The sequence below is a fragment of the Nonomuraea terrae genome (genome assembly GCF_004348995.1).
Classification (GTDB): domain Bacteria; phylum Actinomycetota; class Actinomycetes; order Streptosporangiales; family Streptosporangiaceae; genus Nonomuraea; species Nonomuraea terrae.
In genome coordinates, this window is record NZ_SMKQ01000022.1 from 1 (window position 1) to 13,494 (window position 13,494).

Annotated in this window: 9 protein-coding genes; 5 read left to right on the plus strand and 4 right to left on the minus strand. The window is 73.9% G+C overall.

All coding sequences use genetic code 11. From position 1 onward, the window contains the following. The first annotated feature begins 19 nt into the window (after nt 1–19). Complete coding sequence (locus E1286_RS10820) at nt 20–250, plus strand: CHRD domain-containing protein (RefSeq protein WP_281282654.1); 231 nt, start codon at nt 20–22, stop codon at nt 248–250. A 53-nt stretch (nt 251–303) separates the two neighbouring features. Here E1286_RS10820 and E1286_RS10825 read toward each other — a convergent pair whose 3' ends face one another. Next, on the minus strand, nt 304–3,258 hold the full coding sequence (locus tag E1286_RS10825) for a S8 family serine peptidase (RefSeq protein WP_132611284.1): 2,955 nt from the start codon (nt 3,256–3,258) through the stop codon (nt 304–306). Between the two features lie 191 nt (nt 3,259–3,449). Between E1286_RS10825 and E1286_RS10830 the strand changes: the two genes are divergently transcribed. Further along, the gene (locus E1286_RS10830) at nt 3,450–4,436 is read left to right on the plus strand and encodes a helix-turn-helix domain-containing protein (protein WP_132611286.1); all 987 of its coding nucleotides are present in this window, start codon (nt 3,450–3,452) and stop codon (nt 4,434–4,436) included. A 16-nt stretch (nt 4,437–4,452) separates the two neighbouring features. Here E1286_RS10830 and E1286_RS10835 read toward each other — a convergent pair whose 3' ends face one another. Further along, entirely contained in the window at nt 4,453–5,922 is a 1,470-nt protein-coding gene (locus E1286_RS10835; protein ID WP_132611288.1) for a tetratricopeptide repeat protein, read from the minus strand. A gap of 18 nt (nt 5,923–5,940) precedes the next feature. Then, complete coding sequence (locus E1286_RS10840; RefSeq protein ID WP_132611290.1) at nt 5,941–7,206, minus strand: hypothetical protein; 1,266 nt, start codon at nt 7,204–7,206, stop codon at nt 5,941–5,943. A 177-nt stretch (nt 7,207–7,383) separates the two neighbouring features. Between E1286_RS10840 and E1286_RS10845 the strand changes: the two genes are divergently transcribed. The 3 genes from E1286_RS10845 to E1286_RS10855 are packed head-to-tail and all read left to right on the plus strand — an operon-like array spanning nt 7,384 to nt 12,698. After that, complete coding sequence (locus E1286_RS10845) at nt 7,384–7,686, plus strand: WXG100 family type VII secretion target (RefSeq protein WP_165969683.1); 303 nt, start codon at nt 7,384–7,386, stop codon at nt 7,684–7,686. Between the two features lie 16 nt (nt 7,687–7,702). Continuing rightward, on the plus strand, nt 7,703–12,091 hold the full coding sequence (locus tag E1286_RS10850) for a type VII secretion EssC family protein (protein ID WP_223189804.1): 4,389 nt from the start codon (nt 7,703–7,705) through the stop codon (nt 12,089–12,091). 4 nt (nt 12,092–12,095) lie between these two features. Further along, complete coding sequence (locus E1286_RS10855) at nt 12,096–12,698, plus strand: hypothetical protein (RefSeq protein ID WP_132611294.1); 603 nt, start codon at nt 12,096–12,098, stop codon at nt 12,696–12,698. Between the two features lie 126 nt (nt 12,699–12,824). Here E1286_RS10855 and E1286_RS10860 read toward each other — a convergent pair whose 3' ends face one another. Further along, on the minus strand, nt 12,825–13,406 hold the full coding sequence (locus E1286_RS10860; RefSeq protein ID WP_132611296.1) for a TetR/AcrR family transcriptional regulator: 582 nt from the start codon (nt 13,404–13,406) through the stop codon (nt 12,825–12,827). Nucleotides 13,407–13,494: the final 88 nt, after the last annotated feature.

The window sequence follows — 13,494 nt, forward strand, 5'->3', positions numbered from 1 at the left end:
TATAAGAGACAGGGCCCACATCCACAGCGGCGCCAAGGGCAAGAACGGCCCGGTGGCGGTGGACCTGTTCGCCGACTCCAACGGCCTGCCCGCGGGCGTGAACGGCCTGGCCGGCACCGCCCCGATCAAGAAGGACACCGCCAAGGGCATCTCCAAGAACCCGAAGAACTGGTACGCCAACCTGCACACCGGCCAGTTCCCGGGCGGCGCCGTCCGCGGGCAGCTCTACTCCGCCAACGGCGCCTGGTAACCGCTCGAAGGGTCGCCGAGCGGGGGCCGGCGACCCTTCAGCGGTTCCGCGGTTCAGCCGACGGACACCACCGTGCCGGTGCCGTCGGGGTATTCGAGGTAGCCGGTGTGCCGCCCGGTGCCGGTCAGGCCGGACCAGGAGAGCGTGAGGTCCATCGGCGTCCCCGGCGTCACCTCGGGGTGCCGGGGCGAGAGCGTGAGGCTGCCGCCGCCGCCCTTGACGGGCACCGTGTTGACCTGCGTGGTGAACGACACATCCGCGGCTCCGAACGAGAAGACGGCGAGCGCGTACCGGCCGGGCTCCGGCTCCACCACGGTGATCGCGGGGTCGGCGGGGTCGTCCGCCGACGCGACGATGACGCCGCCGTCGAAGATGGAGGTCGCGTCCTCCGGCAGGCGGACGAGCAGCGGCAGCAGCGAGCCGGCCGGCGCGTCGGTCCGTACGACGGTCTGCAGCAGCTTGGTGTCCGGCTGCACCGTGAACGTCACGTCCTGCTCGCCGCCCGGCGCGACCGAACCGGCGACCGGCTCGGCGTGTTCCAGGCCGTAGACGTCGATCGGCAGCTTAGGCACGCCCGGGGTGATCTGGAACGTGATGCTCCCCGTGGCCCCGCTCCCGGTGAGCGTCTCCGGGGCGACGACGACCTGCGGCGTGACCACGATCGGGCTGCGCACGGCGGCGCCGGCGCCCGTCCAGGTGAGCGAGCCGCTGTGGGCCTGCCCCGGCGTGCCCTTGCCCAGGGCGAAGGTGACCGTGAACTCCTTGGTCTGCCCGGCCTCGTCGAACTTCAGCGTGGGCGGCTTCACCTTGGCCTCGATGCCCGGGAGGTCGATCTCCGCGTGGTAGACGCCGGGGGTCAGCGCGGTGACCTCGCGGCGGACGGACACCGTGCCCATGAGGTCGCCGACCGCGATGGACGGGTAGTTCAGCGCGTTCGGGGCGATGGCCGGCACGCCGGTGCCGGTGTCGACGCCGCGGCCCTCCAGGTAGCCGAGCCAGTCGTCCTCGCCGGAGTCGTACACCAGGCCGGGGGCGAGCATCTTCGACGGGTCGGCCTCGCCGGCGCCGTACGCGAAGACGTCGGTGCTGACCTCGCCGGTCGCGGTGCTGATCGGGCCCGCGGTGGTCATCAGCGCGGATTTGACCGCCATCGGCGACATGGTGGGGTGCTCGCCGAAGTAGAGAGCGGCGAGCCCGGCGACGTGCGGCGTGGCCATCGAGGTGCCGGAGAGGAAGTCGAAGTCGTGCCCCGCGTAGGCGGGCGGCGCCACCGCCGCGAGGATGGACACGCCGGGGGCGGCGATGTCCGGCTTGAGCAGGTCGCCGTCGTTGATCTCGGACGGCCCGCGCGAGGAGAAGACGGCGACCTGCGGGTACGGCATGTCATCCCCGCCGGGCACGAGGCTCGCCCGCGCGCCCTCGGTGGCCGCGTACGTCCGCACCGTCGTCGCGGCCGGGACGTTGAGGTGCACGGTCGGCACCGCGTGCAGGTCGGGGTCGGTCGTGTAGTCGTAGGTGTTGACCAGCACCATGCCGGCGCCCCCCGCCCGCGCGACCTCGGCGGACTTCCCCGCCCGCGGGCCGGCGTCGCGCTGGCACACGACGATCGTGCCGGCGGCCTTCGCCGGGTCGAGGGAGTCCGGCAGGCAGGCGGCCGCCGCGCCGTCCGCGGCGGCGGCGTTCTTCACCGCGGCGGCGAGCACCAGCGGCCTGTCCTTCACCTCCGCCGCGACCGTGGTGCTGACGCCCGTGAGGCTGCGGCCGTCGCCCAGCGCAACGGTGGCCGTGTACTGCCCGATCGTGGACGCCGCCACGGTGGTCTCCCACGGCGCGGTGTTGTCCAGGCTGCTCGCGTCCGGCCCGCTGTTGCCGCCCGCCGCCGAGACGAACACCCCGGCCGCGGCGGCGTTGAGGAACGCGAGCTGGACCGGGTCGGTGACGGCCGACTCGGCCACGGTGCCGACGGAGTAGTTGAGCACATCGACGCCGTCGGCGACGGCCTGGTCGATGGCGGCGACGATGTCCTGCTCCGTGCCGCCGGTGTCGTCGGACGTCCTGCCCTGGTAGAGGGCCTTGTAGACGGCGATCGCGGCCCCGGGGGCCACCCCGGAGATCTCGCCGAAGCCGACGCCCGCCACGTCCGCCTCGACCCCGGCGTTGCCGGCGGCCGTGGAGGCGGTGTGGGTGCCGTGGCCCTGGGCGTCGCGGGGCGACAGGTAGTCGGCCCGCTGCTCCGGCGGCACCGCGTGCGTCCAGCCGTCGCTGAAGTAGCGGGCGCTGATGATCTTCTCGTTGCACAGGGCGGCGGTGAACTGCTCGCCGGCCTGGCAGGTCCCGGTGAACGTGCCTCCGTCCGCCTTCCGCATGACGACCTCGCCGGCCCGCGCGTACGGCCGGTACGGGTCGTCGTCGCCGGGCGGGGTGGCGGTCAGCGCGGGCGCGGCGAACGAGGCGCTCTCCGGCCACACGCCGGTGTCGATGACGCCGACGACGACGCCCTTGCCCGCCTCATCCGTACCGCCCAGCGCCGACCACACGCCCTTGGGCCCGGAAAGCTTGAGGAAGTCGGCGGAGTTGCGGTCGTCGGCCGGCTTGAGGAGCCTGTTCGGGACGACGGACACGACGCCCCGCGACCTCATCAGGGTGAGCGCCTGGGCCCCGGTGAGGTCGGCGACGAAGGTGTTGGTCGCGACGGCGAAGTGCCGCACGGGCGTGACGCCCACGGCGGAGGCCACCTCCCGCTGCCGGGCGGTGAGGTGGGCGCGGTAGCGCTCGGCATCCGCGGAGCCGACGTCGAGCTTGCGGCCCCTGTCCGGTTTGGTGCGGCCGATGCCCGCCACGCCGCCCGCGTAGGTGGCGATCGGCTTCTCGGCGAGCGTGACGAGGTAGCGGCCGGCGGCGACCTGGGTGGTCGCCGCCTCGGGGGAGGTCGGGGGTGTTGGCGCCGCGAATGCGAGCGCCATGAGGACCACCGCGCCGTACGCGGCGGCGGTTCGATGTGACGTCAAGGCCACGTGGGGTGCTCCGGGGGCGAGGAGGGACATTGCGTGTTATGTAGGTAATCTTCTGCAACGGGTGGTTTTGGCAAGGAAAGTGAACTTCTCCCTGACTGTGGTTGTCGAGATACTGTCGTGACGACTTCTGCCACTGTGGCGAAAGTGGTCAGCCGGAAGAGGTTTAGCGGCCGGAAGGAGCGCCTGTGTTAGCGGCGCTGGGCATCAAGGAGTTCGCGGAAGACGTCTATCGAACCCTGCTCGACCAGGGCGAACAGGGCGTCGCCGAGCTCGCCGCCGCTCTGGGCGCGCCTTCCTCGCGGGTCCGGCACGCCCTGGCCCGGCTCACCGCGCTGGACCTCGTCCGCCGGATCGCGCCCGGCCGCTACCGCCCGGTCGAGCCCCTCACCGCGGTGCCGGCGCTGGTCAGCCGCCGCCGGGTGGAGATGGAGACCGCCCTCGGCAGGGTGCAGGAGGAGGTGGCGGATCTCGCCCACGCCTACCAGGTGGGGCGGCTGCGGTACGACCCCGGCCGGCTCGTCGAGGTGCTGTCCGGCCGGAACGCCGTCAACCAGCGGGTGGACGAACTCACCCGGGCGATCAGGACGCACCTGTGGGTGCTCGACCGGCCGCCCTACCTGGAGCGGCCGGACGGGGAGTCCGACACGAACGAGAGCGAGACGGCGGGCACCCGGGCGATGATCGAGCGGGGCGTGGAGGTCCGCTCGGTGTACTGCCCGGAGTCCATGCAGCGGTCCGGCCGGTTCGACACGGTGGTGAAGCTGGTGGCCCTCGGGGAGCAGGCCAGGCTGCTGCCTGACCTGCCGTTCAAGCTGCGCATCATGGATCGCAAGGTCGCGCTCGTGCCGCTGGTCGGCGGCAGCTACGACAGCCTCGTGGTCGTCCACCCGTCCGGCCTGCTGGACGCGCTCATCGAGCTGTTCGAGGCGTACTGGCGCCGCGCCACCCCCATCGCCCGGCCCGCCCGGGCGGAGAGCCGGGACGAGCCGAGCGAGGACGACCTGCTGCTGCTCCAGATGCTCAAGGCCGGCCTGAAGGACCAGGCCATCGCCCGCCAGCTGGGAGTGAGCGCGCGGACCGCCACCCGCCGGATCGCCACGATCATGGCCAGGCTCGGCACGGAGACCCGCTTCCAGGCCGGCGCCGAGGCGGCCGCCCGCGGCTGGATCTGACGGCGGGCGAGCCCGGCTAGCTCGTTGTCGTCACGCGGCGGCGGAACTCGGCGGTGGCGGTCTGCATGACGGCGTTCAGGTGTTCCAGCTCCTGCTCCGTAGGCTCGCGGCGCAGCTCGACGTTGACGGAGAAGTCTCCGTCGGCGATGGTCACGTCGAGCCCGGCGAGCAGGTCCTGCGGCAGCCGCCCGAGGACGAACTCGCGGAACGCCGCCGCCATCGCGCCCGGCATGTCGCCGCAGCCGCACGACCGGCCCTCCTTGATCGCGCCCAGGTGGCTGCGGCCGACGACCGCGTCGCGGTGTGCCACGTCGAGGGTGGCCAGCCCGGCCTCGACGACCTGACCCGCCTCGGCCAGGCGTTCCTGGTGCTGGAGGAACAGGCCGAGGGCGATCCGCGAGCGTCCGAGCAGCTCCGCGTCGCCGCTGAACTCGGCGGCGGCGACGGCCTCGCGCAGGCACGGCTCGGCCTCGCCCGTACGGCCGGCCTCCGACAGCGCGAGACCCCAGTTCCGCAGCACCTGCGCGGTCAGCTCCGGACGGCCGATGCGCTCCGCACGGGCCCGCGCCCGGGCGTACGTCACCAGAGCCCCGTCGAGGTCACCGGCGTCGCTCTGCGCCATCGCGAGGCCCAGCTCGGCCATGAGCGCGTCGTCGTGCCTGCCCTGCCGCTCGTACGAGGCGAGCACCTTCTGGATCGCCTCGACGCGGCCGCTCTCGTCGCCGCGGTCGCGACCGGCGTTGGCCAGCTGGGACAGCACGTTCAGCGTCATCTGGTGGTCGGGGCCGAGCCGCGCCTCCACGGCCTCGGCGAGGCGGGACAGCACGACTCCGTCCGAGTCGGGGTGCTCGCCGGTCCGGTTCAGCACGGCGCGGGCCAGCTCCTCGACGATCTCGTCCGGCAGCTGTTCCAGGGCGGGGAAGGCGGGTTCCTGGCCTCCGGCGGCCGTCACGATCCGCGCCCGCAGCGCCAGCGCGGTGGCGACCCTCTCGTGTCCGTCGCGCCAGAAGATGCCGATCGTCTCCTCGACGGCCGCGCGGGCTCCCCGCAGGTCGCCGCGCCGGAGCAGCACGTCGGCCAGCGGCTCCAGGCCGAAGGCGTAACCGGCGTGCTCGGGGCCGTAGAAGTCGAGGCGCTCCTGCAGGTTGCGGCGCAGCTCGGTCTCGGCCTCGTCCAGCCGCCCCGACATCGCCAGCACCATGCCGAGGTTGAGGCGGTAGGTCAGCAGATCCTTGGCCGCCTCCGGGTCCTGGGGCCGCGGGATCGAGCAGGCGGCGCGATAGCACTCCACAGCGCGCTCGGGCTGGTCGGAGTTGAGCAGGACGGTGCCGAGATCGCACTGGGCCGACGCCCACTGCGGGGTGTCACGGCCGTGCTGGAGCTCGGTGGTGCGCAGCTCACGCACCATGAGTTGTTCGGCGTCGACCAGGCGGCCCTCCCGGAGCAAGGCGAAGGCCAGATCGAGCGACGTGGGTGAGGTCGGCATGGCGCAGGAGCATATAGGTCAAGGCCGACAAGCCGGAGCCGTCACGGTGACGTTCAGGGTGGGGATGGTGACGTTGCCGTCGTCCGCCGCGTGCCAGCGCCAGTGCGCCCCGTCGACGTCCCCGCAGACCAGGCCCGTCCAGCCGAGCCCGCTCGCGGCGCACACGGCGTGCAGCCGCTCGGTCTCCGCCGCCGTGGGCGTGCCGGTCACCACCAGCAGCCCGCGCAGGTCGCGGCGGCGGGCCGTGGCGCGTACGGCGCCGCCGCCGCGACCGGACGGCCAGGGCGGGGCCTGGTGGAAGAGCTCGGCGGGGTTGACGAGCGTCGCGCCGGGCGGCAGCGCGGCGGGCGGGCCGCCCACGACGGCGACCGGCAGGCCGGGGTCGGTGCGCAGGACGTCGGCCATCAGCCCGTGGACGACGTCCCGGGCGACGTCCGCGTCCCCGGTGAGGCTGAGGATGCCGTCGAGGCGGCCGAGGTTCACGAAGACCTGGCCGCCGTCGTCGCGTACGCCGGCCCGCGCGAGCGGCGCGGCCACCGCCGGCCCGTTCAGCGTCGTACGGGCGGGCGTCTGCCGCGAGGCCAGCCGCCACCGGGCCCGGTCCACCGGCTCCCACGGGGCCGGGGGCCAGGCTGCGGTGTCGACCCAGGCCGTCACGTCCTCGCGGTCCACCACGACGGCGTGGACGGAGCCGCGTGTCGACGGCTCGCGCGCAGCCAGGTCCTGTACGGCGCGGGCGGCGCGGGCCGGGGTGTCCAGATCCTGGGCGAGGGCCGCCGTCAGGGACACCCGGTAGCGGCGCCGGCGTGAACGCCGTACGGGATCGCCGAGCCGGTACGCCCGGCGGCCCACCGCCAGGGCGGCGGCGCGCAGCCTGCGCCGGGCCAGCACCCCGGCCGTGACCAGGCCCAGCAGGACGGCCACCACCGCGGCGATCGCGGCGGGCAGGGGGATGCCGTAGCCGGCGACGGTCGTCGTCTCGCGGGCCATCCGGATCTCGGGGCCGCTCGCGTCCTTGGGCAGGCGTAGCAGCCACCCGGGGTGGAGGTCGGCCGGGTCGGTGAGGGCGCCGCCGTCGTCCTGCGGCCGGTTCTGGTTGAGGGCGAAGATCTCGCTCCACCGCCCGGCGTCGCCGAGGGTGCGCTGGGCGATCGAGCGCAGGTTCTCCGGCAGGCCGCCGTTCTGGTCAGGGCTCTTGACGACGTACACCTTCACGAGGTCGCCGTCGGGGGCGGCGAGCGCGGGCGACGCGGGCCAGAGCAGCGCGCACAACGCCAGCAGCACGGCGACCGTGAGCGGAACAGGCGGAACACGATGGCACACAGAAGTTTTCAGCCTCAAAATTCCCACCTGCTACCTTTCTTCCGGTGCGTCAGTGTACAAAGTGACGCCGGGGGCCGGAGAGGCGTCCCGCCCCCGGTGATCCGCCACCGTCTCGATCCCCCGACCAGAGGAGTCCCGATGCCCGACTTCACCGTTGATCTCAACCAGACCGCCCAGACGTCCGACGCGCTGAGCGCCGCCTTCACCGATCTGCAGGACCGGCTCAACGGCGTGCGCACCCAGGTGCAGGCGCTGCTCAGCGAGGGCTTCCAGACGCCCACCGCGCAGCAGGCCATGCAGGCGAAGTTCGACGAGTTCAGCAAGGGCTTCGAGCAGGTGACGCAGAGCCTGCAGGACATGAGCCAGGTGCTCAAGACCGCCGGCACCAGCTTCCAGGAGGCCGACCAGCAGATCGCCAGCCAGTTCACGGCCACCGCCTGACGAGGAAGTCCCGACCGTGCGCATCAACGTCAGCGTCCGCGACGCGCGGAGCCCGAAGACGCCGGCGGCCGTCGTCGTCGAGGCCGAGCCGTCCGCCCGCGTGGGGGAGCTCGCCGCGGAGTTGTCCCGGGTCCTGTCGCCCCACGGCGTGCCGGAGGTGCCCGCGCTCTACCTCGGCCCGCACCCCGCGGACCCGGCGGCGACGCTGGCGGAGTCAGGCGTACGGGACGGGCTCGACCTGGGCCTCGGCGTCCCGCCGCCCGTGGCGGAGTACGCCGAGGGCACGGTCGAGCTCCGGGTGGTGAGCGGCCCCGGCGCCGGGACGGTCTACCGCCTGCCGCCGGGCGAGTACGACATCGGGAGCGCTCCCACCTGCCGGGTCCGCCTCGACGGGGCCGCTCCCCCGGTGGCCGTCCGCGTCCTCGTCCGGGTGGACGCCTCCGTCGAGGTCACCCCGGTGGGCGGCGCGCTGCTGGACGGCGCGACCCTGTCGGGCGCCGCCGCCTGGCCGGAGGGCAGCCAGCTGGAGGCGGGCGCCAACCTGCTGGAGCTGTCCACGGCGACGCAGAACCGGGCCCCACTGACGCCCGACGGGCTGAGCCTGGAGTTCAACCGGCCGCCGCGCTTCGTCCCCGACTCTCCGGCGCCGCACTTCCAGCTGCCGGCGCCGCCGGACAAGCCGCAGCGGCGCGTCCTGCCGCTGCTGCCCATCCTGCTGGTGCCCGCGCTGGCCGCCGTCGTCGCGATCGTGGTGACCGGTACGTGGGCGTTCGTCTTCTTCGCGCTGCTCTCGCCGATCGGCGCGCTGCTGACCCAGTCCGGCAACCGCAAGCAGAGCCGGATCGGCTACGCGGACCAGCTCGCCGAGCACGAGAAGCGTGTGGCCCGCGTACGCACCGACGTCACCGCCGCCGTGCTGGCCGAGCAGCACAACCGGCGGCTGGCGATGCCCGACCCGGCCTCGCTGCTGCGGATGGCCGCGCTGCCGTCCGAGCGGCTGTGGGAGCGCCGCCGCCGCGACCCCGACTTCCTCACCGTCCGCGTCGGCACCGCCGACGTGCCCGCCGCGATCACCGTGGAGGACCGGGCGCTGGAGGAGTACCGGCGGCGGACCTCGCCGATGCTGAAGGACGTGCCGGTGCCGGTGTCCGTACGCGACGGCGGCGTGGTGGGCCTGGCCGGGGAGGCGGCCGTGTCCCTGGCCGGCTGGCTGGTGGCCCAGGCCGCCGTCCTGCACAGCCCGGCCGACCTGCGCATCTGCGTGCTGACCTCGGCCGCGGGCGAACAGGCGTGGTCGTGGACGCGCTGGCTGCCGCACACCCGGCCGCAGGGCGAGGACACGTACGCGTTCGTCGGCACCGGCGCGGAGTCCGTCGCGCGGCGGCTCGGTGAGCTGGGCAGGCTGGTGGCCGCCCGGCTCGCCGCGGGCGCCGACCCGTCCGCCCCGGCGGTGCTCGTCGTCATGGAGGACGCCCGCCGCGTGCGCACCCTGCCGGGCGTCGTGACGCTGCTGCGCGACGGCCCGTCCGTCGGCGTCCACACCGTCTGCCTGGCGGCCGAGGAGCGGCTGCTGCCCGAGGAGTGCGGCGCCGTCGTGGCCCCCGGCGAGGGCGGTCTCGCCGTACGGACCCGCGGCTCCGTCGCCATGACGCGAGTACGCCCCGATTCGCCCCGCCCCGACTGGTACGACGAGGTCGCCCGCGCCCTGGCTCCCCTGCGCGCGGCGGGCCGCTCGGAGGAGGCCGGGTCCACGCTGCCCGACGCCGTCCGGCTCCTGGACGTCCTGCGCGTCGAACCGCCCACCCCTGACGCGATCCTGGCCCGCTGGACAACCTCAGGACGCGGCACCCGGGCCGTCCTCGGCACCGGGCTCGACGGCGACTTCGCCGTGGACCTGGTACGCGACGGCCCCCACGCGCTGATCGCCGGGACGACCGGCTCCGGCAAGTCCGAGCTGCTCCAGACCCTGGTGGCCTCCCTCGCGGTGGCGAACCGGCCGGACGAGATGACGTTCGTGCTGGTCGACTACAAGGGCGGCAGCGCGTTCGCCGAATGCGCGGAGCTGCCGCACACGGTCGGCCTGGTGACCGACCTCGACACCCACCTCGTCGAACGCGCGCTGGTCTCGCTGGGCGCGGAGCTGCGCCGCCGCGAGCGGGTGCTGGCCGGGGCCGGCGCCAAGGACCTGCCCGACTACCAGGACAAACGCGCCCGTGACGGCTCGTTGGCGCCGTTGCCGCGGCTGCTGCTGGTCATCGACGAGTTCGCCTCGATGGTGCGGGAGCTGCCGGACTTCGTCAGCGGGCTGGTCAACATCGCGCAGCGCGGGCGCTCGCTCGGCATCCACCTCGTCCTCGCGACCCAGCGGCCCGCGGGCGCGGTGACGGCGGACATCCGGGCCAACACGAACCTGCGCATCGCGCTGCGCACCACCGACGTCAGCGAGAGCCGCGACATCATCGACGCGCCCGACGCGGGCGAGATCTCGACGCGTACGCCGGGGCGGGCGTACGCACGGCTCGGGCCCGCCGCCCTGCTGCCGTTCCAGGCCGGCCGGGTGGGCGGCAGGCGCCCGGCGTACGAGGTGAGCGCCGCAGGCGCCGCGCTGCGGGCGGTGCGGGTGGACTGGCGGGAGCTCGGCGGGCCGGTCACCCAGGCCCCGGCCCGTACGGTCGCCGCCGGCCAGGACACCGCCACCGACCTGGCCGTCCTCACCGAGGCAATCGCCGCGGCCGCCCGTACGGCGGGCATCCCCCGCCAGCCCAGCCCCTGGCTCCCGGCCCTGCCCGAGACCCTGCACCTGTCCGACCTGAGCCCGGTGAACGCGACCGCGACGGGACGACCCGCGCCCACCGGCGCCGCTGTGGGTGAGGCCGCGCTGCCGGCGGTCGGTTACGGGCTGGTGGACCTGCCCGGCGAGCAGCGCCGCGCCGAGCTCGTCCTCGACCTCGACCGCGCCGGCCACCTGCACGTCATCGGCTCGCCGCGCACCGGCAGGTCCCAGGTCCTGCGCACGCTCGCCGCCGCACTCGCCCGCGCACACGGCGCCACGGACCTCCACCTGTACGGCATCGACTGCGGCAACGGCGCGCTGAACGCCCTGACCGCGCTCCCCCACTGCGGGACGGTCGTCGACCGCACCGAGATCGAGCGCCTCGGAAGGCTGCTCGACCGGCTCGTGGCCGAGCTCACCGCCCGCCAGGCCCTGCTCGGCGGACGCGGCGTCGCCGACCTGGCCGAGCTGCGCCGCCTCCTGCCGCCGGGCGAACGGCCGCCGCACGTCGTCGTCCTGCTGGACCGGTTCGAGGTGTTCGAACGCGACTACGCCGTCCACGACAACGGCAGCTATCTGACGCGGCTGGTCCGCCTCATGCGCGACGGCGCCGCCGCCGGCATCCACCTCGTGCTCGCCGGTGACCGGCTGCTCGGCTCCAGCCGGTACGCCGGCACGACCGAGGACCGGATCGTGCTGCGGCTCAACGACCGCGGTGACTACAACGTGATCGGGCTCAGCACCAGGAACGTGCCCGAGCACATGCCACCCGGCCGCGGCATCAGGGCGCGGGACCTCAGCGAGGTCCAGATCGCCGTCCTCGGCCCCGACCTGACCGGCGCCGGCCAGGCCCGGGCGCTGGCGGCACTCGGACAGGAGCTGACCGCCCGCGAGAGCGGCGTGCCGCCCGAGCGGCGGCCGATGCGCCTGGACGTGCTGCCCGACCGGATCTCGTACGCCGAGGCCCGTGCGCTGCGCGGCCCCGGCGGGCTCTTCCCCACGCGGCCGATGGTCGCCGTCGGCGGCGACACGCTCACGGCGCTCGGCCCTGACCTGGCGGAGATCCCGACCTTCGTGGTCGCCGGGCCGCCCCGCTCGGGACGCAGCACCGCGCTGGCCGCCATCGCCTCGTCGCTGCTGGAGGCGGGCGCGGGGCTGATCGTCCTGACCCCGGCGCGCTCGCCGCTGCGGCGGCTCTCCGGGGCGTCGGGTGTCGCCGCCGTCCTCGCGGACGCGGAGATCACGCAGGCCGCCTTCCGCGAGACGCTGCGCAAGGTGCCCGAGGAGTACGGCGTCATCGTCGTGGACGACGCCGAGCTGCTCGCCCGTTCCGACCTCGAACCGGACCTGACGCTGCTCGCCCGGGGCGGCGCGGGCCCCGGCTGGGGCGTGGTCGCGGGCGGCAACGCCGAGGTGCTGTCCACGACCCTGGGCGGCTGGATCGCCCAGGTCAAGCGCAACCGGTCGGGCCTGCTGCTCTCGCCGCAGAACTTCGCCGAAGGAGAGCTGGTGGGCGTGCGGTTGTCCCGGGGCGTCATCGGCCGGCCGCCGCAGCCGGGACGCGGCCACCTGCACCTGGGCGACGGCACCCTGCGCACGGTCCAGGTCCCGGACACCCGTTTCGAGGAGTGACACGATGATCTTCACGTACGGCCGGCGCGTACGCGTGGGCCTGCTGGCCGCCTGCCTCCTGCTGGGCATGGCCGCCTGCGGGAAGACCCTCGTCCTCGTCGACTCCGGGCCCGCCGCCTCGGCCCCGTCCTCGCCCGTCTCGAACACCGGCCTGCAACTGGTCGGCGGCACGGCCGCGGAGCACGGCCTGACCGGCGACGGCGGGACCCCGGTGGGCGCGATACCGCAGCCGCAGCCGGCCAAGTGGGTGCAGCTCTCCGTCGCCTCGTCCGACGCGGTGGGCGCGTACCTGACCGATGTGAACGGCTCGACCCTCTACCGCACCGACCACGACGCCCCGGACGTGTCGAGCTGCGCCGACGCGTGCGCGCTGGTCTTCCCGCCGGTCACCATCCGGGAGGGCGGCAAGGTCTACCTCTCCCCGGGGGTCGACCCGTCCGCCGTCGGCGCCATCCGGCGCGCGGACGGGACCATCCAGCTCACCGTCGGCGGCCGGCCCGTCTACCGCCACACGGGCGACACACGACCAGGTGACATGCACGGCCAGGGCGCCGACGGCGCCTGGTACCCCATCGCCCCCACCGGAGCCAAGGCCACGCCTCACTGATCCCCCACTACGGTGACCGTCGTGGGAACAGGCTCCTCCGACACCGGCAGGCCCGGCTGTCAGAACCTGCCGAACGGCGGCGGGTGCGGCCGGTCCCTCATTGCTCCGCGACCGGGATGGGCGTGGTCAGGTCGCAGATGTCGCGAGCGTTTTGATCGTGAAGTCGATTGCTGTGGTGAGCCGTTGGGGGTCGTGTCCGGCGCGTTCGCGTACGCGCAGGCCAAGCACCGTCGTGAACAGCAGCTCCACTGCGGCGTCGATGTCCAACGCGGCGGGCAGGTCGCCGTCGCGGATCCCGCGGCGGAGCAGTGACGCCAGGGTTTTCCTGGTGACGTCGAACGCGGCCTCGGTTTTTCGCTGGACCTCAGGGTCGGTGGTGCCGAGTTCGGCAGCCGTATTGACCACGAAGCAGCCGCGACCAGCCTCGTGTGTGATCATCCAGATGAGCCACTCCCGCAGGATTTCGAGACTGGGGCCGGGGGCGCTGAGCTGTTCCTCGGCTTGTGTGGACTCCGTCGCCCGATAGTGATCCAGCGTCCGCAAGAACAGTGTGCGCTTGTCGTTGAAGGTGCGATACAGGCTGCTCTGCTTGAGTCTGAGCTCGGCGCCCAGATCGCGGACGGACGTGGCGTTGTAGCCGCGACGCCAGAACAGGTCGGTCGCCTTGGCGATCACGTCCTGCTCGTCGAACTCCCTGGGCCGTGCCATGCTCACCACTCTACCGACGTTGTGGAGCGATCGCTCCCGTATTAGGGTGTGCCGTCATATGGGAGCGATCGCTCCCGAATGAGAGAGG

What these genes read in the sequence shown, in the direction of transcription:
- E1286_RS10835 (WP_132611288.1), bottom strand. Translation starts at nt 5,922, where the DNA reads ATGCCGACCTCACCCACGTCGCTCGATCTGGCCTTCGCCTTGCTCCGG.
- E1286_RS10845 (WP_165969683.1), top strand. Translation starts at nt 7,384, where the DNA reads ATGCCCGACTTCACCGTTGATCTCAACCAGACCGCCCAGACGTCCGAC.
- E1286_RS10855 (WP_132611294.1), top strand. Translation starts at nt 12,096, where the DNA reads ATGATCTTCACGTACGGCCGGCGCGTACGCGTGGGCCTGCTGGCCGCC.
- E1286_RS10860 (WP_132611296.1), bottom strand. Translation starts at nt 13,406, where the DNA reads ATGGCACGGCCCAGGGAGTTCGACGAGCAGGACGTGATCGCCAAGGCG.